At 71.4% G+C, this 22519-nt stretch carries 20 protein-coding genes; 8 read left to right on the forward strand and 12 right to left on the reverse strand.

The annotated features are described in order from the left end of the window. The first annotated feature begins 86 nt into the window (after positions 1-86). On the forward strand, positions 87-668 hold the full coding sequence (locus DEI96_RS12315) for a TetR/AcrR family transcriptional regulator (RefSeq protein WP_146246838.1): 582 nt from the start codon (positions 87-89) through the stop codon (positions 666-668). 10 nt (positions 669-678) lie between these two features. Here the strand turns inward: DEI96_RS12315 and DEI96_RS12320 are convergent, their stop codons facing one another. From DEI96_RS12320 to DEI96_RS12340, 5 genes are all read right to left on the reverse strand, one after another. Then, positions 679-1281: a substrate-binding domain-containing protein gene (locus tag DEI96_RS12320; RefSeq protein WP_111022264.1), complete on the reverse strand. Its 603-nt coding sequence runs from the start codon at positions 1279-1281 to the stop codon at positions 679-681. A gap of 1 nt (position 1282) precedes the next feature. Next, a complete protein-coding gene (locus DEI96_RS12325; protein WP_111022263.1) occupies positions 1283-2725 on the reverse strand; it encodes an MFS transporter in 1443 nt (480 codons plus the stop codon). Between the two features lie 54 nt (positions 2726-2779). Continuing rightward, positions 2780-3925, reverse strand: a complete 1146-nt coding sequence (locus tag DEI96_RS12330) for a cystathionine gamma-synthase (RefSeq protein WP_056070707.1) — start codon at positions 3923-3925, stop codon at positions 2780-2782. A gap of 13 nt (positions 3926-3938) precedes the next feature. Continuing rightward, positions 3939-5303 carry a cystathionine beta-synthase gene (locus DEI96_RS12335; protein ID WP_111022262.1) on the reverse strand — a complete coding sequence of 455 codons (1365 nt, stop codon included), beginning with the start codon at positions 5301-5303 and terminating at the stop codon, positions 3939-3941. 173 nt (positions 5304-5476) lie between these two features. After that, positions 5477-7351, reverse strand: coding sequence for an ABC transporter ATP-binding protein (locus DEI96_RS12340; protein WP_111022261.1), 1875 nt, complete (start codon positions 7349-7351; stop codon positions 5477-5479). Positions 7352-7477: 126 nt separating this feature from the next. Here DEI96_RS12340 and DEI96_RS12345 point away from each other — a divergent pair, with 126 nt between their 5' ends. Together DEI96_RS12345 and DEI96_RS12350 are read left to right on the forward strand one after the other, a co-directional pair. Then, positions 7478-8902, forward strand: coding sequence for an amino acid permease (locus DEI96_RS12345; RefSeq protein WP_111022260.1), 1425 nt, complete (start codon positions 7478-7480; stop codon positions 8900-8902). 192 nt (positions 8903-9094) lie between these two features. After that, positions 9095-10021, forward strand: coding sequence for a hypothetical protein (locus DEI96_RS12350; protein WP_111022259.1), 927 nt, complete (start codon positions 9095-9097; stop codon positions 10019-10021). 170 nt (positions 10022-10191) lie between these two features. Here DEI96_RS12350 and rplL read toward each other — a convergent pair whose 3' ends face one another. The 4 genes from rplL to DEI96_RS12370 form a co-directional block, all read right to left on the reverse strand. After that, on the reverse strand, positions 10192-10575 hold the full coding sequence (gene rplL, locus DEI96_RS12355) for a 50S ribosomal protein L7/L12 (RefSeq protein ID WP_027466380.1): 384 nt from the start codon (positions 10573-10575) through the stop codon (positions 10192-10194). A 51-nt stretch (positions 10576-10626) separates the two neighbouring features. Continuing rightward, positions 10627-11142, reverse strand: coding sequence for a 50S ribosomal protein L10 (gene rplJ, locus DEI96_RS12360; RefSeq protein ID WP_017888663.1), 516 nt, complete (start codon positions 11140-11142; stop codon positions 10627-10629). Positions 11143-11421: 279 nt separating this feature from the next. Next, positions 11422-12942: a sensor histidine kinase gene (locus DEI96_RS12365; protein WP_111022258.1), complete on the reverse strand. Its 1521-nt coding sequence runs from the start codon at positions 12940-12942 to the stop codon at positions 11422-11424. Beyond that, the gene (locus DEI96_RS12370; protein ID WP_017888661.1) at positions 12939-13679 is read right to left on the reverse strand and encodes a response regulator transcription factor; all 741 of its coding nucleotides are present in this window, start codon (positions 13677-13679) and stop codon (positions 12939-12941) included. The genes DEI96_RS12365 and DEI96_RS12370 overlap by 4 nt, the downstream gene beginning before the upstream one ends. 103 nt (positions 13680-13782) lie before the next feature. Between DEI96_RS12370 and DEI96_RS12375 the strand changes: the two genes are divergently transcribed. The 5 genes from DEI96_RS12375 (at position 13783) to DEI96_RS12395 (ending at position 19332) form a co-directional block, all read left to right on the forward strand. After that, positions 13783-14817 (forward strand): acyl-CoA dehydrogenase family protein, encoded by a 1035-nt coding sequence (locus DEI96_RS12375; protein WP_111022257.1) that lies wholly within the window; start codon positions 13783-13785, stop codon positions 14815-14817. Next, on the forward strand, positions 14814-16169 hold the full coding sequence (locus DEI96_RS12380) for a bifunctional PIG-L family deacetylase/class I SAM-dependent methyltransferase (protein ID WP_258372679.1): 1356 nt from the start codon (positions 14814-14816) through the stop codon (positions 16167-16169). Before DEI96_RS12375 ends, DEI96_RS12380 begins: the two co-directional genes overlap by 4 nt. Continuing rightward, a complete protein-coding gene (locus DEI96_RS12385) occupies positions 16166-16876 on the forward strand; it encodes a glycosyltransferase family 2 protein (protein WP_181440431.1) in 711 nt (236 codons plus the stop codon). The genes DEI96_RS12380 and DEI96_RS12385 overlap by 4 nt, the downstream gene beginning before the upstream one ends. Positions 16877-17005: 129 nt before the next feature. Further along, entirely contained in the window at positions 17006-18553 is a 1548-nt protein-coding gene (locus tag DEI96_RS12390) for an ABC transporter permease (protein WP_111022254.1), read from the forward strand. 101 nt (positions 18554-18654) lie between these two features. Further along, positions 18655-19332, forward strand: a complete 678-nt coding sequence (locus DEI96_RS12395) for an ABC transporter ATP-binding protein (protein WP_111022362.1) — start codon at positions 18655-18657, stop codon at positions 19330-19332. A 111-nt stretch (positions 19333-19443) separates the two neighbouring features. Here the strand turns inward: DEI96_RS12395 and DEI96_RS12400 are convergent, their stop codons facing one another. The 3 genes from DEI96_RS12400 to DEI96_RS12410 form a co-directional block, all read right to left on the reverse strand. Continuing rightward, a complete protein-coding gene (locus DEI96_RS12400) occupies positions 19444-20397 on the reverse strand; it encodes a TolB family protein (RefSeq protein WP_111022253.1) in 954 nt (317 codons plus the stop codon). A 137-nt stretch (positions 20398-20534) separates the two neighbouring features. Continuing rightward, positions 20535-21374 carry a carbohydrate ABC transporter permease gene (locus tag DEI96_RS12405; protein ID WP_017888647.1) on the reverse strand — a complete coding sequence of 280 codons (840 nt, stop codon included), beginning with the start codon at positions 21372-21374 and terminating at the stop codon, positions 20535-20537. Further along, a complete protein-coding gene (locus tag DEI96_RS12410; protein ID WP_017888646.1) occupies positions 21367-22362 on the reverse strand; it encodes a carbohydrate ABC transporter permease in 996 nt (331 codons plus the stop codon). Before DEI96_RS12410 ends, DEI96_RS12405 begins: the two co-directional genes overlap by 8 nt. Positions 22363-22519 lie beyond the last annotated feature (157 nt).

Raw genomic sequence — 22519 nt, forward strand, 5'->3', positions numbered from 1 at the left:
GCCCCTCGGCCCGGCGCGGACCATGCGGTAGCGTCGGGTTGCTCGGGGGCCTTCCGGGTGAAGCGGATCAGAAGGGGGTGGGCGTCATGGTGGATGCCCGGATCCTGCACACCACTGCAGCGCTGCGCGAGGCGATCCTGCGACTCGCCGCGGACCGACCGGTCTCGGAGATCACCGTCGCCGACGTCACGCGTGCCGCCGGCATCAACCGGGCCACGTTCTACTCGCACGCCGTCTCCCCCGGGTCGCTGCTCGCCGACGTCCTGACGCCGGAACTCGACCGCATCCGGCAGGACGACGCCGACGAGCGCCGGGCCGCCGCCGAGCGGGGCGCCGGAGCCGATGAGCTCGTGGCCATCACCCGGCGCGGCATCAACGCCGTCGTCGAGCACGTGACGACGCACCGCGACATCTACGGCAAGGCGCTGCCGGACCCGAACGACGCCTCGCTGCACCGGCTGCTCGTCGAGCACTTCACGGTGTCGAGCGCCCTGCACATCCGGGAGCTCGACCCCGCACACCGGCCCGACCTGCTCGACGACGTCGCCGCGGGGTTCGTGGCGCAGGGCTTCGTCGGGGCGATCGAGGCCTGGCTCGCCGGGCCCCGTCGGTCGCGGAAGGCGCTGGTGGAGACGATCACGCTGTCGTTCCCGGCGTGGTGGAGCTGAGCGGACCGCTCTACTCGGCGTCGGTCGTGTCGCCGTCCGTCGGGTCGGTCTCCGGCTTCTCGCCGCGCTGCAGGGACTGCACGACGTCGACCGCCGTCGCCGCGGTGTCGGCGTCGTCGCCCTCCGACGGCACGCGGTAGTCGGCGGACACCCCGTCGCCACCGGTGCCGGTCGCGGGCAGCGGATCACCGAGGGACACCACGACGACCCCGGCGTCGTGGGCGGTCTGGATCACGCCGGTCAGTGCGGACGGCCGGGCGGCGTGCACGAGCAGGGCCTTGGCCCCCTTCCGCACGAGCTGGGCGACCGCGGTCCGCTGGGACGCCGCTGCACCCGATGCCGGAGCGACCCGGACGTCCGGCCGGAACCCGGCGTCGGTCAGGTCGGTGCGGAGCCGGTCGGCGAGGGCCGCGTCGTCGTGGACCAGGACGACACCGATCACGGCCTGCTGGTCGAAACCCCCGTCGGAGCTCGTCAGGTCGGTGCTCTGCACGGGCGTGGGGGCGGCCGACGTCGTGCCCTGGCACCCGGCCAGGGTAAGGGCCGCCGCCAGGGCGACGGTCACGGCGACGATGCGCAGCACGGTGGTCTCCTCTTCGGTCCGGTCTGCCACGCTACCCGGCGGCCGGGCCGTGCGACGACGGAGTCCGCGACGGGACGGATCCGCCCGGGCCTGCCGACACCGCCGTCGCCGGCGCCGGCACGGGTCCGAGCCGTCGGACGGCCGCGATCGCCAGGGCAGCGAACCCGATCATCGCCGCGAACACCAGGGGGAACGACACGGTGCCGTCGGCTCCACCGGTCGCGGTGAAGAGCAGGCCGGTCACCGCCAGGCCGATCACGCTGCCCGCGGCATCAGCGATCGTCAGGGCCGAGCTCGCGAACCCGTCGTCGCCCTCGCCGGAGAAGCGCAGCGTCAGCATCGAGGCGCGCGGGTAGATCGCGCCCATGCCCGCACCGCCGACGAACCAGCCGGCGACCAGCACCCACCACGACAGGTCGAACGTCGCGACCGCGAGCGCGGTCACCAGGCTGACGAGCACCAGCGCGAGGCCCACCCCGAAGGTGCGCCGGGCGCTGAGCCGCCGCTCCCCCAGACGGCCGTGCGCCCAGCTCGACGCGGCCCAGCTGAGTGCCGCCACCGTCAGGGCGAGCCCGGCGGCCGACGGCGACAGCCCGTGTTCGGCCTGCAGCAGGAACGGCACGTACGCCTCGCTCCCGAAGAACGACGCGGCGACGAGCCCGCGCAGCAGCACGACCGACGGCAGCCCGGCCGCGGCCCGGAACGTCCCGGTCGGCAGGAGCGGCCGCAGGGCGAACCAGGTGCCGACCAGCCCGACGACGACCGCCGCGACCATGCCCCACGGGGTCAGGTCCGGCGCGACGTTGAGCAGCAGGATCGACACGGCCGCCGCCACCGACCACCCGATCCGGACCCGCTGCCACGGCGGGCGGAGCGACGCGGCCGGGGCGTGCAACCGGCCGAGCGTCGGCACGAGCAGGACGAACGCGGCCAGCGCGATCACCAGGGCCCCGGCGAAGACCCAGTGCCAGTTCCAGGTGTCGGTGACGATGCCGGCCAGCGCGGGACCGATCAGCGCGGGGACGACCCAGGCCGCGGCGAACCCGGCGAACACCGGTCCGTGCAGCTCGGCGGGGAAGATCCGGGCGACCAGCACGTACAGCACCACGTCGATCGCCCCGGCGCCGAAGCCCTCGATGAGCCGCCCCGCCAGGAACACCTCCATGGTCGGCGCGAGCATCACCACGGCGGTCCCCACGGCGAAGAACACCGCCGACACCCAGGCAACGATCCGTCCGCCCGCACGGTCGGCCCAGTTGCCGGCGAGCACCATGCCGGGCACCCCGGCGGCGAGCGGGGCGGCGAAGGCGAGGGCGTACAGGGTCTCGCCGTCCAGGTCGCGGCTGATCACCGGCATGATCGTCGTCATCGCGAGGTTCTGGAACGCCGCGACGCCGACGATCGCGACCATGCCGATGGTCGCGAGGGCGTACGGCCCGCTCAGCAGGCTGGTCCGCGACGCCGTTGTGCTCACCCGATCATCGTAGGGGCGAGGGGTGACGCTCTGGCAGCGTCACCGGGCCACGCGTCAGCGCGCCAGCGCCTGCTCCAGGTCCGCCACCAGGTCGCCGGCGTCCTCGATGCCCACCGACAGGCGGACCACGTTCTCCGGCACGGCCAGCTCGGTGCCCTTCACCGACGCGTGGGTCATCTCGCTCGGGTACCCGATGAGCGACTCCACACCGCCGAGCGACTCGGCCAGGGCGAACAGCTCCGTCGACTCCGCGAACCGCTTCGCCGCCTCGGCGCCGCCGGACAGCGCGACCGAGAGCATCCCACCGAAGCCGCGCATCTGGCGTGCGGCGACGTCGTGCCCCGGGTGGTCGGGCAGGCCCGGGTAGTAGACGCGCTCGACACCGGGCGCGACGACGAGCGCCTCGGCGACGGCCTGCGCGTTCCGCGAGTGCCGCTCCATGCGCACCGCGAGCGTCTTGATGCCACGGGTGGTCAGGTATGCGTCGAACGGCGACGAGATCGCGCCGGCGCCGAACTGCAGGAACTGCACCTTCGCCGCGAGCTCCTCGTCCGCCAGCACGACGGCTCCGCCGACGACGTCGGAGTGTCCGCCGAGGTACTTCGTGGTCGAGTACACGACGACGTCGGCGCCGAGCGACAGCGGCTGCTGCAGGTACGGCGACGCGAACGTGTTGTCGACGACCACCAGTGCGCCCGACTCGTGCCCGAGGGTCGCGAGCGCGGCGATGTCGGCGATCTTCATGAGCGGGTTCGTCGGCGTCTCGACCCACAGCACGGTGGTGGCCGGCGCGCCCTGCAGGGCTGCGCGGACCTGGTCCAGGTCGCTCATGTCGACGACGACGAGCTCGACGCCCCACGGCACGTGCAGCCGGCTCACCAGGCGGTGCGTCCCGCCGTACACGTCGTTGCCCATCACGACGCGGCCACCGGGGACCAGCGCGGCGCGGAGCAGGGCGTCCTCGGCGGCGAGCCCGGACGCGAACGACGACGCCGCGACGCCGCCGTCGAGGTCGGCCAGGAGCACCTGCAGCGAGTCACGCGTCGGGTTGCCGGCGCGCGAGTACTCGTAGCCGTTGCGCATGCCGCCGACGCCGTCCTGGACGTACGTCGACGTCAGGTGGATCGGCGGGATGACGGCGCCGGTGGTCTCGTCGGGCTCCTGGCCGGCGTGGACGGCCCGGGTGCTGAACTCGGTCATGCTCGGTGGTTCCTTACTCGGAGAGGTAGGTGAGGAGGTCGTGCCGGGTCAGCACGGTGACGGGCTTGCCGTCCGCGACGACGAGGAGCGCGTCGGCCGACTCGAGCGCACGACGCGCCGCGGAGACCGATTCGCCGACGCCGATGAGCGGCAGCGGGTCGCCGACGAAGCCGGTGAGCGCGTCCGACATCTTCGCGGTGCCGGTGAAGACCTGCTCGAGCAGCGCCTTCTCCTCGACGGCGCCGACGACCTCGCCGATGACGACGGGCGGCTCCGCGCTGAGCACGGGCATCTGCGAGACGCCGTACTTGGTCATGATGTCGACGACGTCGCGCACGGTGTCCGCCCGGTGCGCGTGCACGAGGTCGGGCAGGCGGCCGTCCTTGCCGGCGATGAGCGAGCCGACGGTGCGCTCGTCGTCGGTCTCGGAGAAGCCGTACGAGCGCATCCACCGGTCGTTGAAGATCTTGCCGAGGTAGCCGCGGCCGCCGTCCGGCAGCAGCACGACGACGACGTCGTCCTCGGTCAGGTCACGGGCCGCTCGGAGCGCCGCGACGACGGCCATGCCGCTCGAACCGCCGACGAGCAGTCCTTCTTCGCGCGCCAGGCGCCGGGTCATCGCGAAGGAGTCGGCGTCCGACACGGCGATGATCTCGTCCGGCACGCCGGCGTCGTACGCGCTCGGCCAGAAGTCCTCGCCGACACCCTCGACCAGGTACGGGCGACCGGTGCCGCCGGAGTACACGGAGCCCTCGGGGTCGGCCCCGACGATGCGGACGGCGCCGTCGGACGCCTCCTTCAGGTACCGTCCGGTGCCCGAGATCGTGCCGCCGGTGCCGACGCCCGCGACGAAGTGGGTGATCTGCCCCTCCGTGTCGCGCCAGATCTCCGGACCGGTGGTCTCGTAGTGGCTGCGGGGACCGTTCGGGTTCGCGTACTGGTTCGGCTTGTAGGCGCCGGGGATCTCCTGCACGAGCCGGTCCGACACCGAGTAGTAGGACTCGGGGTGCTCCGGCGCGACCGCGGTCGGGGTCACGACGATCTCGGCGCCGTACGCCGTCAGCACGTTGCGCTTGTCCTCGCCGACCTTGTCGGGCAGCACGAAGACGCACCGGTAGCCCCGCTGCTGTGCGACCAGGGCCAGACCGACGCCGGTGTTGCCGGAGGTCGGTTCGACGATGGTGCCGCCGGGGCGCAGGTCGCCGGAGGCCTCGGCCGCGTCGATGATCCGGGTGGCGATGCGGTCCTTGGACGACCCACCGGGGTTCAGGTACTCGACCTTCACGAGGATGGTCGCCCGCACCCCCTCGGTCACCCGGTTGAGCTTGACGAGCGGGGTGTCGCCGACGAGGTCGACGACGGAGTTCGCGTAACGCACGGCGTCGAGTCTAGGACGCGGTCCCCGCGTCCCGCTGGGATGTGTCGTGCGCGGACAACGCTCCGGGATCCGGCGGCGGACGGCGGGCCCTGGTCGCGCTGCGCGCCGGACGGGAGGCCCGTGCGGACGCCGCCACGGGCCTCCTGTCCGGTGCCCGGTCGCGACCACGACCGTCAGGGGCGGACGACGTCCGCCGAGGTGTTCTGCTGCCGGTGCAGCTGCGCGTACGTGCCGTCGAGGGCGAGGAGTTCGTCGTGCGTGCCCTGCTCCACGATCTGCCCGTGGTCGAGGACGAAGATGACGTCGGCGTCGCGGATCGTCGACAGCCGGTGCGCGATCGAGATGGTGGTCCGGCCGGCCGCCGCCGTGTCGAGCGCCGTCTGCACGACGTGCTCCGAGATGGAGTCGAGTGCGCTGGTGGCCTCGTCGAGGACGAGCACCGGCGGGTCCTTCAGCATGACCCGGGCGATGGCGATGCGCTGCTTCTCGCCACCGGACAGGCGGTAGCCGCGCTCCCCCACGACGGTGTCGTAGCCGTCCGGGAACGACGCGATCGTGTCGTGGATGTTCGCCGCACGGGCCGCACGCTCGAGCTCGTCGTCGGTGGCGTCGGGCTTGGCGTACCGCAGGTTCTCGCCGATCGTCGCGTGGAACAGGTACGTCTCCTGGCTGACGATGCCGACGTGCCGCATCAGGTCCTCGTGCACCAGGTCGCGGACGTCCTGCCCGGCGAACCGCACCGATCCCTCGGTCGCCTCGTACAAGCGGGGCACCAGGTAGGACACCGTCGTCTTGCCCGCGCCGGAGGGACCGACGAAGGCCGCGAACTGCCCGGGGCGGAGCTCGAACGACACCCCGCGCAGGGTCGGCTTGTCGGCTTCGCCGTCGGGGTAGGTGAAGACGACGTCCTCGAAGGCGACGTGGCCGACCTTCGACTCGTCCACGGACCGGGCGGTCGGTGAATCCGTGATGGCCGGCTTGAGGTCGAAGTACTCGAAGATGCGGGCGAAGAGCGCACCGGAGGTCTGCAGGTCGAGGACCACGCGCAGCAGCCCGACCGTCGGGAACAGCAGCCGGGACTGCACCGTCGTGAACGCGACGATCGTGCCGGCCGTGATCGGGACGTCACCGATGATCAGGTACGCGGCGACGACGTAGATGATCGCCGGGATGATCGACAGGAAGATCTGCACGATCGCGAAGAACCACTGCCCGGACATCTGCTGGCGGACCTGCAGGGTGATCTGGTTGCGGTTCTCGTCCCCGTAGCGGCGGGTCTCGCTGGCCTGCTGGTTGAAGCTCTTCGCGAGCAGGATGCCCGAGACGCTCAGCGCCTCTTGCGTGATGGCCGTCATGTCGGACAGCGACTCCTGCGTCTGCGCGGCGATGCGTGCCCGGACCTGGCCGACGCGGCGCTGCGCGATCACGAGGAGCGGCAGCAGGACCACGGCGACCAGCGTCATCTGCCAGCTCAGCAGGAGCATCGCGACCACGGCGGCGATCACGGTCACGGTGTTGCCGAGCACCGACGAGATCGTGTTGTTCAGCACGCTCGCCACGCCACCGACGTCGTTCTGCAGGCGCGACTGGATGACGCCGGTCTTGGTGCGGGTGAAGAACGCGAGCTCCATCCGCTGCAGGTGCGCGAACAGGCGCATCCGCATCGCACCCATGACCTTGTTGCCGACCGTCGCGGTCAGGTACGTCTGCCAGACGCCGACCCCGGCGCTCGCGATCCAGAGCAGGACCATCGCGGACACGAGCTCGATCAGCACGGGGACGTCCGGGCGACCCGACGGCGGGAACAGCCCTCGGTCGAACGCCTGCTGGGTGAGCAGTGGCGGCACGACCGAGATGGCCGCGCCGACCAGCACGAGGACGACCGTGAGCAGGATCGCCCGGCGGTGCGGCTCGAACAGCGCGGCGATGCGCCGGACCAGGTGCGGGATCCTCGGCGCCTCGGCGTTGGCGGCCTTCTGCGCGCGGAAGTCGCCGCTCGAGATGCGCCCACCCCCGCGCGGGCCGCCGCCTCGCCCGCCGTGTCCCATGCTCATGGAGCCACCGTAGCCCCGCGCTCGGACATCGACCGCCCTGTCCACAGCACCGCAGTATTTGACCCCGTTCAGGGGGCGTGCGAGCATGTGCCGTCCCCGTCCCCGCACCACCGAGGTCCCATGTCGTCCGCGCCGTCACGTCCCACGTCCCTGGGGGCGCAGCTCGCCCGCCGCAAGCCGATCGAGCAGCTGCAGGCCGAAGCCTCCCGCGGTGTGAACGGTGAACCGCTCCGTCGGTCGCTCGGGGTCTGGCAGCTGACGATGATCAGCGTCGGGGCCACGCTCGGCACCGGGATCCTGGTCGTCCTCGGCACCGCGGTCCCGCTCGCCGGTCCCGCCGTCTGGATCTCGTTCGTCGTCGCGGGGATCGCCGCGCTGCTGTCCGCGCTGTCGTACGCCGAGATGGCGGGCGCCGTCCCGACCTCGGGGTCCAGCTACTCGTACACCTACGCCACGATGGGCGAGGGCATCGCCTGGATCTGCGGCTGGTGCCTCGTGCTCGAGTACGCCGTCTCGGTGGCCGCGGTCGCCGTGGGTGCCAGCGAGTACGTCGACGAGACCCTCCGCGTGTTCGGCCTGCACCTGCCCACCGCACTCTCCGTTCCCCCGGTCGACGGCGGCGTGGTCAACCTGCCCGCGGCGGTCCTGGTCCTGCTCGCCACCGTCGTGCTGCTGCCCGGTGCCCGCGAGAGCGCCTGGGTGAACACGGTCATGGTGATCGTGAAGATCGCCCTGCTCGTCTTCTTCGTCGTCGTGGCGTTCACGGCGTTCCGGGCGCAGAACTTCGAACCGCTCGCCCCGATGGGCGCCGCCGGGGTCACCGCCGCGGCGTCACGGTTGTTCTTCTCCTACATCGGCTTCGACGCCGCTTCGACCGCCGGTGAAGAGGCGAAGAACCCCCGCCGCGACCTGCCCCGGGCGATCATCGGCTCCATCGCGCTCATCACCGCGCTGTACATCCTCGTCGCGATCGCCGCCGTCGGGGCCCGCTCGTGGACCGCGTTCTCGTCGTCCGAGGCGTCGCTCGTCCGCATCGTCGTCGACGTCACGGGGCAGCCGCTCGTCGCCCTCGTTTTCTCGATCGGCGCGGTCGTCGCCATCGCCAGCGTCGTGCTCACCGTGCTGTACGGCCAGACCCGCATCCTGCTCACGATGTCCCGCGACGGCCTGGTACCGAAGGTCTTCGGGCGGGTCTCCCGCCGCACCGGCACCCCGATCGCGAACACGCTCATCATCGGGATCGCCGTGACGATCGTCGCCGCGCTCGTGCCCCTCGGGGAACTCGCCGACGCCACGAGCATCGGCACCCTCGTCGCCTTCGCCCTGGTGAACGTGTCCGTCATCGTGCTCCGCCGCTCGCAGCCCGACCTGGAGCGCTCGTACCGGGTGCCGCTGTTCCCCGTCGTGCCGATCCTCGGCACCCTGAGCTGCGTGCTGCTCGCGGTGTTCCTCGGCGCCACCACCTGGATCGCCTTCGGCATCTGGATGGTCGCCGGCGCCCTGCTCTACCTGGCCTACGGCCGCCGCCACAGCACCCTGCGCTGACGCACCCGCGCCGACCCGACCTCGCCCTCGCGCGCTCACCGACACTTCACGCGCGCCGTCCCCCGTGAACTGTCGCTGAGCGCGTGTACTCGCGACGCGGTTCCTCGTCCACAGCTGCCACGTCGAGACCACGTCGTCCACAGATGTCCCGTCGCGACACCGTCGGCGGCGGACGACGACGAACATCACGGCATGAACGAGAGCACCCACCGTCCGCGCCTGCTCCGTGCCACGGCACAGGACCCGACCAACGCGCGACTCCTGCAACGTCGGCACGCCTCTGGGGCGATGGTCCGCCTGCTCGCGGGCGTGTACATCGGGACCGAGGAGTGGGACGCGTTGAGCTCCGTCGGCCAGCACCTCGCCCGTGCACGGGCGATCGCGCCACGGCTGCGTCGTGGCTCGGTGTTCTCCCACGTCACCGCTGCGCTGATCCACGGCTGGCCACTGGTCGGGGACGCACCCGATCGGGTCCACGTGATCGACCCGGCTGTCCCGGTCATCCAGCACCGAGCCGGTCTCGTCCGACATCCGAGCGGTCCGACGCCGCGGACCGCTACCACGGCCTTCGACGGCGTACCGGTCACGGCTCCCCTGGACACCGCGACGGCGCTCATCACGACAGGGTCGCCCCACGTCGCCGCCGTGGCCGTCGATGCTGGCATCCGTCAGGGGGTGCTGGCGCTGGACGACCTCCGCGGCGTGGTCCACGTCCGTCCTGCACGCGGCTCAGTGCATGCCGAGATGGTCCTCTCGGCGCTCGATGCACGGCACGAGTCCGTCGGCGAATCGTTCGCTGCGATCCGGTTCGTGCAGGTCGGGCTCCCTTCGTGTGAGCCGCAGGTCGAGTTCCGGCACCTTGACGGCACGGTCGACCGCGTCGACTTCTGGTTTCCGTCGCTCGGCGTCGTCGTCGAGTTCGACGGCCGGCAGAAGTACGTCGACCCGTCGATGCTGCAGGGGCGCGATCCCGCGGACGTCCTCTGGGCGGAGAAACGTCGTGAGGATCGGCTCCGCGCGCTCCCGGCAGTGCGGGCCGTCATCCGTGTGACGTGGTGGCACCTCATCGAGCCCGACCGCCTCGTTGCGCTCTTCCGCTCGCATGGCGTCCTCATCTGAGCTGTACGAGCTCACGCGCTGGCAGACACTTCACGGACTGGTGCGCGCGTGAAGTGTCGGTCAGCGCGAAACGTCGCCGCGCGCCGCCGCCAGCGCCGCCGCACACCCCCCGCACACGACGAAGGCCGCCGCCCCGAGGGGCAGCGGCCTTCGTGACCGAACGGTCGAGACTACGCGAGCTCGATCGTGGCGCCAGCGGCCTCGAGGGTCGCCTTCGCCTTGTCGGCGGTCTCCTTGTTCGCACCCTCGAGGATCTTGGCGTCGGCGGTCTCGACGAGCGCCTTGGCCTCACCGAGGCCGAGCGACGTCAGGCCACGGACCTCCTTGATGACCTGGATCTTCTTGTCACCAGCGGACTTGAGGATGACGTCGAACTCGGTCTTCTCCTCAGCGGCCTCGGCCGGAGCAGCTGCGCCGGCGGGGGCGGCAGCGGCGACCGGGGCGGCCGCGGTGACCTCGAAGACCTCTTCGAACTTCTTCACGAAGTCCGAGAGCTCGATGAGCGTGAGCTCCTTGAAGGCCTCGATGAGCTCGTCCTGCGAAAGCTTCGCCATGATTTTCTCCTACTACTAGCTAGTACGTGTGGTTGATGAACGCGAGCCTGATCAGGCCGCGGACTCCTGCTTCTCGCGAAGGGCGTCCACGGTGCGGACGGCCTGCGAGAGGGGTGCCTGGAACAGGTACGCAGCACCGAACAGCGAGGCCTTGAGTGCGCCGGCGAGCTTGCCGAGCAGCACTTCACGGGACTCGAGGTCGGCGAGCTTGTCCACCTCGGTCGCGGTGAGCGGGTTACCGTCGAAGTAACCGCCCTTCACCACGAGCTCGGGGTTCGCCTTGGCGAATGCACGCAGCGACTTCGCGACGGCGACGGTGTCACCGTGGACGAAGGCGAGAGCGGACGGACCAGCGAGCTCGTCGTCGAACGACGAGATGCCGGCGTTGTTCGCCGCGATCTTGGTCAGCGTGTTCTTCACCACGGCGTACGTGGCGTGCTCACGGATCGAGTTGCGGAGCTCCTTGAGCTGCGCGACCGTGAGACCGCGGTACTCGGTGAGCAGAACGGCGTTCGAGCTACGGAAGGACTCCGTGAGCTCGGCGACCGCAGCTTCCTTGTTCGCCATGGTTCTCCTTGGGGGTCTTGCCGGCAGCCCCAGGTCCACGAACGAAAAAAGCTCCGGCGCAGAGGCTCGGAGCTGCTCTCACCAGATGGTGGGAGTGGTTCGGAACACCTGCGCGGGATGCCTCACGAGTGAGGACCTTCGGTCACGATGTTCACAAACACGTTGCGAGCAGCACGACATCCGGCGGTCTTTGGCTTCGAGAACTGTACCAGACGCCGTGGGCGTCACCAAACAGCGGTCGGGAGGCGCGGGGCGGGCCCGCACCGCGCCTCCCGTCCGTCAGTGGGTCCGGTCCACCGCAGCGGGTGTCGCCGACCAGTCCGCGGACCCGGCAGGGCCAGCCGACGACGACGCGACAGCCCCGGCCCCGGCCACGGCGGCAGCCGCAGCCGGGTCGCGGGGCAGGTGCACCGTGAACACGGTGTCCCCCGGCTCGCTCGTGACCTCGACCCGGCCGCCGTGCGCCTGCACGACCGCGTCCACGATGGCGAGCCCCAGGCCGGTCGACCCGACCGTGCGGGACCGCGAACTGTCCGCCCGGGCGAAGCGCTCGAACAGCTTCGGGAGGAACTCCGGGTCGATCCCCTGACCGGTGTCGCGCACGGTCAGATCCACGCCGCCGTCGACCGGGGCGAGGCCCACCGTGATGCGGGTGCCCTCGGGCGTGTGGGTCCTGGCGTTCGTGACGAGGTTCACGATGACCTGGTGCAGGCGTGCGGCGTCGCCCGTGATGGTCACCGGCTCCGGCGGGACGTCGACCTCGATGGGGTGTTCGGGCGAGGCGGCGTGTGCGTCGTTCACCGCATCGAGCACCAGGCCGGTCAGGTCGACCTCGGCGAACTGGATCTCGCGGCCCTCGTCGAGCCGTGCGAGGAGCAGCAGGTCCTCCACCATCGAGGTCATCCGGATGGACTCGGACTCGATGCGGCTCATCGCGTAGACGACGTCCTTCGGCAGGTCGCCGCCCATGCGCCGGGTGAGCTCGGCGTACCCGCGCACCGAGGCGAGCGGGGTCCGGAGCTCGTGCGAGGCGTCGGCGACGAACTGCCGCACCTTCTGCTCCGAGCGCTCCCGGGCCTGCATCGCACTGCCGATGTGCCCCAGCATGCGGTTGAACGCGCTGCCGACCCGGCCGACCTCGGTGCGGGGGTCGGTGTCGGGAACGCGGACGCCGTCGAGGGCGTCACTGCGGTCGAGCGGCATGCGCGCGACGGTCGACGCGGTCTCGGCGACGCGCTCGAGCGGCCGGAGTGACTGCCGGACCACGAGAGCGGCGACGACCGAACCGGCGACCAGTGCGGCGGCCAGAACCGAGAGGACCCCGGCGAAGAGCTTCCAGACGCTGTCGTAGACGGGGGCCATCGGGAGCCCGACGACCAGGACGGCCGGGCCGACGTTGACGGCGGCGAGGCGGTAACGCCCGACGTCCGAGCCGAGGTCGATCGTCTCCGGGTCGGCGTCCACGCGGACGGAGCCCAGCGCCTCGGCGCTGGCCTGCGGGATCCCGCTCGGACGGCCGTAGTCGTCGAGCACGTTCGCGATGACGACCTGCCCGTCGACGAAGTACGCCGTCAGGGTGCCGGCGGCCTGCCCGGACGGCCGGGACAGGTCGATGCTCGGCTGCCCCGACTGGTTCTGCTGCAGGTACCGCTGTGCCCGGTGGGTGGCGCTCGTGATCTGCTTGTCGATCGCGCTGGTCTGGATCGAGAAGAGCGCGATGAGGCTCGCCCCGCCGATCACCGCGCTGACGGCGACGACGAGGGCGACGATGCTCAGGACGAGCCGGCGCCGCAGGGTCACGAGGTCGGCTTGATGACGTACCCGACGCCGCGCACCGTGTGGATCATCGGGGTCTCACCGGCGTCGATCTTCTTGCGCAGGTAGGAGATGTAGATCTCGACGACCGACGACTTGCCGCCGAAGTCGTACGACCACACGCGGTCCAGGATCTGCGCCTTCGAGAGCACGCGGCGGGGGTTGCGCATCAGGAACCGGAGCAGCTCGAACTCGGTGGCGGTCAGTTCGATCGGCCGGCCGGCGCGGTGCACCTCGTACGACTCCTCGTCGAGCACCAGGTCGCCGACGACGATGCGGGAGTCGCCGGCCTCGGAGATCGAGATCTGCGAGCGGCGGATGAGCCCGCGCAGCCGCGCCACGACCTCCTCGAGGGAGAACGGCTTGGTGACGTAGTCGTCGCCGCCCGCGGTGAGCCCGGTCACGCGGTCCTCGACGGAGTCCTTCGCGGTGAGGAACAGCACCGGGGTGTCGTCGTTGTTCTGCCGCAGCCGGCTGAGCACCTGCAGCCCGTCGAGGTCCGGCATCATCACGTCGAGCACCATCGCGTCGGGCTTGAACTCCCGCGCGGTCGTCAGGGCGTCCTGCCCGCCGTTCGCGCTCTTGACGTCCCAGCCCTCGTAGCGGAGCGCCATGGACAACAGGTCGGTGAGGCTGGCTTCGTCGTCGACGACCAGGATGCGCAACGGGGTTCCGTCGGCACGCGTGAGGCGCGGGGCTGCTGCGGGCTGGGAGATGGTCACGTCTTCGAGTATCGAGAAGTTCCTATGAGTCGTCTGTGGCACGGCCCAGTGCGTTCTGTGGATCGAGGACACGTCCACGTCTGCCGCTCCGTACGTTGGGAGCATGTTGCGATCTGCAGCCTGGCCCCCGTCGGCTCGGCACCTGGACACCGCGCGGATCGAACGGACGACCGGGAGGCCCGGCTCGCCACCGACGGACCGCCTGACGGTGGCGCGGGCGGTCGCCGCCACCACCCCACCCCTGTCCGCCGGCACCGCCGGCGGGTTCTTCGGCACGCTCGCCGCGGTCGCCGCGGCGGACGTCGCCACCGCCCGCACCGTCGAACCGCACCTGGACGCGCTCGGGATCCTCGCGCAGGCCGGGGTCGACGCCCCGGACGGCTCGACCTGGGGCGTCTTCGCGGCCGAGGGGCCGGGCCTCCGGCTCGACGCCGCGCCCCAGCACGACGGCACGGTCCTGCTGCGCGGCACGAAGCCGTGGTGCTCGCTCGCCTCGACGCTCTCGCACGCCCTGGTCACCGCGCACCTGGGCGACGAGCGGGTCCTCGTCGCCGTGGACCTGCGACAGCCCGGGGTCACCGCGCACGACGAGGCCTGGGCCGCACGAGGCATGCCGGACGTGCCGAGCGGTCCGGTCGACTTCGACGGCGTCCGGGCACGACCCGTCGGGGCGCCCGGCTGGTACCTGCGACGCCCGGGCTTCGCCTGGGGCGGCATCGGCGTCGCGGCCTGCTGGTGGGGCGGTGCAGTCGGGCTCGCCCGGGTGCTCCGTGACACCGCGTCGGCGCACCCGGAGTCCGAGCTGCTGCAGGCCGCCCTCGGCGCCACCGTGGCCGACCTCGCCGACGCGGAGGACGCCCTCGCCGACGCCGCCGCCCGGATCGACGACTCCGACCCGGCCTCCGAGGACACCGACTGGCGGCTGCTCGCCCAGACCGTCCGGTCGCGGGTGCGCCGATCGGTCGACGCCGTGCGCGAGCGGGTGGTCTCGACGATCGGCCCGGCACCGCTGACCGCCGACCCCACCGTCGCCGCGCGGGTCGCCGACCTCGAGCTCTACGTCCTGCAGGACCACGGCGCGCGGGACCTCGCCCGCATCGGCCGGATGGTACTCGAGCGGGGCGGTGTCGCGTGGTGAGCTTCGACCACCGCGAGCCGGGCACCGACCCGGCGGCGTGGACGGGGTTCCTCGACGGCCTCGACGCACCGGCGATCGACCTGGCCGGCACCGGGTCGGTGGTGGTCGTCGCACCCCACCCCGACGACGAGACCCTCGGCGCCGGTGGGCTGATCGGGGCAGCTGCAGCGGCCGGCGTCCCCGTGCACGTGCTGCTCCTCACCCGCGGCGAGCGCTCCCACCCGGACTCCCCCACGACGACCCCGGAGGCACTCGCCACCGCCCGTGACGCGGAGTTCGTGGCGGCCCTGCGCACCCTGCACCCCGACGTGACGTCGACCTCGGTGGGGATCCCGGACGGCGCGACCCGTGAACACCGAGACCGTGTCGTCGAGAGCCTGGACACCGTGCTCGCCGATGCCGCCCGCCCCGTGCTGCTCGTCGCGCCGTGGCGTGGGGACGGGCACCGCGACCACCGCATCGTCGGCGAGGTCGCCCAGGCCGCCGCGGCGAGCGCTCCCGACGTCGAGCTGCTCGCGTACCCGATCTGGGCCTGGCACTGGGACGACCCGGACCACTCCGTCGCCCCGTGGGCCGACGTCCGGGCGCTGTCGCTGCCCGACGACCTGGTCGCCCGGAAGCGTTCCGCCCTGGACGCCTACCCGTCGCAGACCCGGCCCCTGTCGGACGCACCGGGAGACGAGGCGATCGTCGACGACCGGCACGCCGCCCACCACCTGCGGACGACGGAGTGGTTCTTCGCGCCGGGGTCCGCCGCGTCGCGGTCGCGCGAGTCGTTCGACGCCCACTACGACCGGAAGCCCGAGGGGTGGGACTTCGACGGATCCTGGTACGAGCAGCGCAAGCGTGCGGTGACGCTGGCGGCGCTCCCCCGCCCGCGCTACCGATCGGCGCTCGAGCTCGGCTGCGCGACCGGGGTCCTGACCGCTGCCCTCGCCGACCGCGCGGACGACGTCCTCGGCACCGACATCTCGGCGGCGCCGCTGGAGCGTGCTGCCCGCCGCGCCCCGACCGCTCGGTTCGTGCAGGCTGCACTGCCGGCGGAGTGGCCGGACGGACGGTGGGACCTGGTGGTGATGTCCGAGGTCGGGTACTACCTGTCACCAGCCGACCTCGACGCGACGATCGACCGTGTGCTCGGGTCACTCGACGACGACGGCGTGCTCGTTGCCTGTCACTGGCGGCACCCCGACGACGAAGCCGTGTCGAGCGGTGACGCGGTGGACGCACGGCTGACCGAACGGTGGCCGCGTCCCGCTCTGCTCCGACACGTGGAGGAGGACTTCGTCCTGAGCGTCCTGCCCGGCCCGGCGGTCACCTCGGTGGCCCGGGCCGAGGGGATCATCCGGTGACCCGACCGGAACCGCGTGCACGCATCGACGTCGTCGTCCCCGCGCACGACGAGGCGGACCGGATCGCCGCGTGCCTCGACGCGCTCCTGGTGGCCGTCGACCGGCTCGGCACGGAGCGACCCGGGGTCGACGCGGCCGTCACGGTGGTGCTCGACGGCTGCACGGACGGCACCGCTTCGGTGGTCGATCGGTACCCGGTCGACGTCCTGACCACGGACCGTGTCGGGGTCGGTCGGGCACGGACCATCGGGGCGACGCACGCGCTCCGTGTGCACGACGGCGACCCGGCTGCCCGGTGGCTCGCCCACACCGACGCCGATTCACGCGTGCACGAACGGTGGCTCGTCCAGCAGTCCGACGCCCTCGCCGCTGGTGCGCACGTACTCGTCGGCGCCGTCGTCCCAGACCCGGACGACCTGGCGCCCGCGGTGCTCGACCGCTGGACGCTGGCGCACCCGCCCGGTGCTGCCCTCGGCCACGTGCACGGTGCGAACCTCGGCCTGCTCGCCGCGGCGTACGTCAGCCTCGGCGGGTTCGACCCGGTGCCCGAGCACGAGGACGCGCGGCTGGTGGCCCGGGCGCGGGCGCTCGGCTTCCGGGTCGACGCCACCGTCGACCTGCCGGTGGTGACGAGCGGGCGCTTCGCCGGCCGGACCCCCGGCGGGTACGCGGAGCACCTGCGCCAGCGGTACGGCGACGTCGGCTGACCCGGCCTTAGTCGCCTCATAGGTGCGCGATGGGTCGGTCATCGACAGCGTGCCTAGCTTCTCCTCCGTCGGCCCCGCCGCGTGCTCTGCGCGGCCGGTGACCCCAGCCGGCCACCACCGAGGAGAACCATGTTCCTGACCTACCTCAGGCGCGAACTCACGAACCGCAAGAAGCAGACGGTCATCATCGCGATCGGGATGGCCCTGGCCATCGCCCTCGTGGTGATCGTGTCGTCGATCTCGGGTGGCGTGCAGGCAGCGCAGTCGAGCGTCCTGCAGTCCGTCTACGGCGTCGGCACCGACATCACCGTCACCAAGACCGCGACGGCGTCGACGAACGGCGGGCGTCCGAGCTTCGACTTCGGCAGCCAGGGCGACGGCGACGACGACAGCGGCTCGACCGACCTGTCGCAGTCCCGGCTCGCGGTCGCGCGCGGCACGAGCACCCTGAACGCCGCGAACCTGTCCACGATCACGAGCACCGACGGCGTCAAGGCCGCGACCGGTGTGTTGACCCTCGAGAACAGCACGTTCTCCGGCCAGGTCCAGCAGCAGTCGACCGACGACAGCAGCACGGACAGCAGCAGCGACTCCAGCAGCGACAGCACCACCCAGCAGGGCCCGCCGAGCGGGGACACCGGCGGTGGCGGCGGGTTCGGCGGTGGGTCGTTCAGCGTCGACTCGTTCACGGTGACCGGCATCCCGGTGTCCGGCGCGACGGTCGGTCCGCTCACGAGCACCGAGCTCACGAAGGGGCGCACCTTCGCCGCGAAGGACGCGGGCAAGGACGTCGTCGTGCTCGATGCGTCGTACGCGAAGAGCGAGTCCAAGGCGGTCGGCGACACCGTCGACATCGGCGGCACCGACTTCACCGTCATCGGCATCGTCAGCTCCACCGGCTCGGCCTCGACCACGGGCTCGAACACCTACATCCCGCTCGACACCGCGCAGGCGCTGGCCGACCTCGACGGCAAGGTCACCTCGATCTACGTCTCCGCCGAGTCCTCGTCCGACGTCAGCACGATCAAGTCCGCACTGCAGGCGAAGCTGACGAGCGCCACCGTCTCCACCGAGGCCGACCTGGCCTCGAGCGTGTCCGGGTCGCTCAGCACCGCCTCGAGCCTGGTCTCGAACCTCGGCAAGTGGCTGTCGATCGTCGTGCTCGCCGCGGCGTTCCTCATCGCGATCCTCTTCACGATCTCCGGCGTGACCCGCCGCACCCGCGAGTTCGGGACCCTCAAGGCGATCGGCTGGTCGAACGGCCGCATCACCCGACAGGTGGCCGGCGAGTCCCTGGTGCAGGGCCTGATCGGCGGCGTGCTCGGCGCCGCGGCCGGCCTGATCGGCATCCTCGTCGTGAACGTCATCAGTCCGACGATCTCGGCGAGCGCCTCGAGCACGACCGGCGGGGGTGCCGGTGGCGGTGGCGGCATGCCCGGCGGCGCAGCGACCGCGGCCGCGGGCAGCGGCACGACGGGCGGTGCGCCGGCCGGAGGTTTCGGCGGCGGCGCGAGCACCGCGTCGACGACCGACGTGGTCCTGCACGCCCCGGTGACCGTCGAGATCATCCTGCTGGCGATCGGCCTCGCGATCCTCGGCGGCCTCATCGCCGGCGCGCTCGGCGGCTGGCGTGCGAGCCGGCTCCGTCCGGCCGAGGCGCTCCGGAGCGTGGCCTGATGCCCAGCCGCACCGACACGACCGAACCGACGACAGGAGCAACCGTGACCAGCACCGACACCGCGACCGGCGAGGCGGAGGCGAGCCGTGCCTCCAGTCCGATGTACCGGCTGACGAACGTCAGCAAGACCTACCAGCAGAAGAACCGGACCGTCACCGCCCTGACGAACGTCCACCTGACGATCCCGCAGGGGCAGCTCGTGGCCGTGCAGGGGCCGACCGGCGGCGGGAAGTCGACCCTGCTGCAGATGCTCGGAACGCTCGACCGGCCGAGTGCCGGGTCGATCCACCTCGGTGGCGACCGCGACGTGGCGAAGCTCGGCGACGGCGCGCTGACCGACCTGCGGGCGACCGAGATCGGCTTCGTGTTCCAGAGCTTCAACCTGATCCCGACGCTGACGGCGCTCGAGAACGTCGAGACGGCGTTCGCGGGGTCGCTCGCGAACCGGTCGCGGAGCGAGGTCCGCGAGCGTGCGGTCGCCGCGCTCCGCGAGGTCGGACTGGGTGAGCGGATGGAGCACCTGCCGGCCGAGCTGTCCGGCGGCCAGCAGCAGCGCGTGGCGATCGCCCGGGCGCTGGTGAAGAACCCGAGCGTGCTGCTCGCCGACGAGCCGACGGGTGCGCTCGACGAATCGACCCGCGACGAGATCATGGCGCTCATCGAGAAGCAGTGGCGGGAGCGCGGACTGACCGTCGTCATCGTCACGCACGACTCGTGGGTCGCGAAGCGTGCCGAGCGGCGCCTGCACATCAAGCAGGGGCAGGTCCGCGAGGTCTAGCGGGGCGGGCGCGGGCGCAGGCGCGGGGCGTCCGCCCGCGTTTCGCGCTGAGCGACAGTCCACGCCTCCAGGAGCGCGTGGACTGTCGCTCAGCGCGTGAAGACGCCGCCGCTACCCCGCCACGGGGTAGTCGCAGTACGCGAACCACCTCGAGTCCGGGGCCCACGGCGGCACGTTGACCGTCCCCTGCCCGCCGTCGAGGGCCACCAGGGTCTCGGGCTGGACCGCGATCCGTGCGCCGCGGACGAGCGACCCCGGCAGCAGGCGCAGCTCGACGCGGTGGTCGGCCGGGTGACCCTGCACGCCGGGCTCGTACGACAGGTAGAGCAGGTGTGCGGCGTCCGGGGACAGGTGCGGGAACCAGTTCACCCGGTCGTCGTTCGTCAGGCGGACGGGGCTGTCGTGCCCGGGCCAGCGCACGGCCAGCTGCGCGGTGCCGGGGGTGAACCGCTCCGTGTTCCAGAGCAGGATCCCGCCGGCCGGACTGATGGTGCAGCCGTCGTCGGCGTGCTCGTCCCGCGTGACGAACGTCGGCTCGCCGGTCTCCGGGTCGACCATCGCGACGTCGGTCGTCCAGACGCCGTCCTCGGACAGCTCCCCCACGATCGCCGCGAGGGCGCTCCCGTCGGGGGCGATGCCGTGCAGGTAGAACTTCCGCTTGGTGGGCAGGGCCGCCGCGACGTCGGTGATCCGGGTCGCGGGGCCGCCCTCGGGCAGCGGGACGCGGTACAGCTCGCCGTCGCGGGCACTCACCACGACGGAACTGCCGGACGGGTCGAGCACGTGGTCGTTGTTGATCTCGTCGACGCCGTCCATCGGCACCGGCACGAGCGCCGTCTCGTCGAGCACGGTGCCGGTGCCGCTGTCGCCCGACGGCAGCCGCAGTAGCCAGAGGTCGCCGTCGCCGTTGAGCACCAGGGTCTCGGCGTCCAGGACGTTCGGCGCCTCGACGAGCACCGTCGACGACTCGAACACGAGCCGCGAGGTGCGGGACTCGACGTCGTACACGTGCACGCGGCTGGTCTGTCCGGGCAGCAGCTGCCGCCCGCGGGTCTCGTCGCTCATGGTTCCATCCTGTCGTTCATCGGGTGGTCGGGGTCGTCGGGGTCGGTGGGAAACAGCAGAACACCGGTGTTCGCGCTGCACACCCCGTGATGCGGGGGCGTCGAGCGCGAACACCGGTGTCTTGCGGAAGGGGCGACCTACTTCACGGCACCCGCGGTCAGGCCGGCGACGAACTGGCGCTGGACCACGAGGAACGCGGCCACGACCGGGATCGACACGACGAGCGACGCCGCCATGACCTGGTTCCAGTACACGTTCGTCTGCGTCGAGTACTGCTGCAGACCGACCGCCAGGGTCGAACCGAGGCCGTTCGTCATGACCGAGGCGAAGAGGACCTCGCCCCAGGCGGTCATGAACGAGTAGATCCCGACCGCCACCAGACCCGGACGGGCCGACGGCAGGATGACCCGGAACAGCGCACCCATCGGGCCCGAACCGTCGACCATCGCGGCCTCGTCGAGTTCGCGCGGGATGGTCTCGAAGTACCCGGCGAGCATCCAGATCGAGAACGGGAGCGTGAACGTCAGGTACGTGATGATCAGGCCGAGCCACGACCCGACGAGCTGGATGCCCAGGGTGTTGCCGAGGTTCGTGAAGATCAGGAACAGCGGCAGCAGGAACAGCACGCCGGGGAACATCTGCGTGGAGAGCACCGCGGTGGTGAAGGTGCTCTTGCCCTTGAAGTTCCAGCGCGAGACGCCGTAGGCGGCGAACGTCGCGATGATCAGCGAGAACACCGTCGCCACGGTGCAGACCACGAGCGAGTTGATGAAGTACCGACCGAGCGGCACCGTCGACCACATGTCGATGAACGGCTGGAAGGTGATCCGCGACGGGATCCACGTGAAGTTGTCCTGCACGTCGCCGAGGGGCTTGATGGCCGTGGTGATCATCACGTAGAGCGGCACGACCGTGAACAGCGTCAGGACGACCAGGGTGATGATCTTGAAGGACTTGGCGCCAGTTGTCTCACGCACGGACGGACCTCCGGTTGGTCACGGCGAGGTAGATGCCGGTGACGACGAGCAGGAAGAGCAGGAGCAGGACGCTCATCGCGGCACCGGAACCGAAGTTCCAGGTGATGAACGACGCGTTGTAGATGTGGAAGCTCAGCAGGTCCGCGGCGGGTGGCTGCGCGGTCGAGCCGAACAGCACGAACGGCGTGTTGAAGTCGTTGAACGTCCACAGGAACATCACGAGCACGAGCGTCACGTTGACGGGGCGGACCATCGGCAGCGTGATCGAGCGCCACTGGCGGAACGGCTTGGCACCGTCGACCGAGGCGGCCTCGTACACGTCGTTCGGCACCGACTGCAGGCCGGCCATGAGCATCAGGAACGCGAACGGCCAGGTCTTCCAGATCGCCACGACGACGACGGCGACGAAGGCGTTGTTGCCGATGAGCCAGAACGGGGCGTTGCCGCCGAACAGCCCGAGTTGGTCGACGAGCAGGTGGTTCAGGGCCCCCGAGTCCCGCTGGAACATGAACTTCCAGGTGATGACGCCGGCGTACATCGGCAGCGCGTAGGGCACGAGGAACAGGGTGCGGAAGAGCCCGCGTCCGGCGAACGGCTTCTGCAGCGCGACGGCTGCGGCCATGCCGAAGGTCCAGGACAGCCCGACCACGAGGACCGTGAAGGCGCACGTGATGAGGAACGAGTTGAGGACCCCGCGGCCGATCGCCTGGTCGAAGTCGACGACGACCTGGTAGTTCCGGAACCCGGCGAAGGGCGCGGCACCCCAGTTCGCGATGAAGTACTTGGTGAGCTGGATGAACGAGATCCAGATGCCGGTGAGCATCGGGACGATGTGGATGAGCAGCTCGAACAGGATGGCCGGCGCGACGAGCGCGTAGGGCAGCCAGTGGGTCTTGCGCTTGCGACCTGGCGGACGGCCCGACATCGTCGGGGCCTTCGTGTGCGTCAGGTCGATGCGCTCCGAGTCGGGCAGGACCGTCGTGGACATCTGGTGGGGCCTTTCGGCAGGAGGGGCGTGCAGGTGCGGTCCGCGCGGCCGTGGCAGCGGCCGGGAGGCGCGGGGTGCGTGGGGCGTGTGCCTCACGGCCGACGGGTGGTCGGCCCTGGAACGTCAGGGGCGGAGGCCCGGGCGCGTCCGTCGGACG

Origin of the sequence: Curtobacterium sp. MCLR17_031, assembly GCF_003234775.2 — a bacterium.
Taxonomy (GTDB): Bacteria; Actinomycetota; Actinomycetes; order Actinomycetales; family Microbacteriaceae; genus Curtobacterium; species Curtobacterium flaccumfaciens.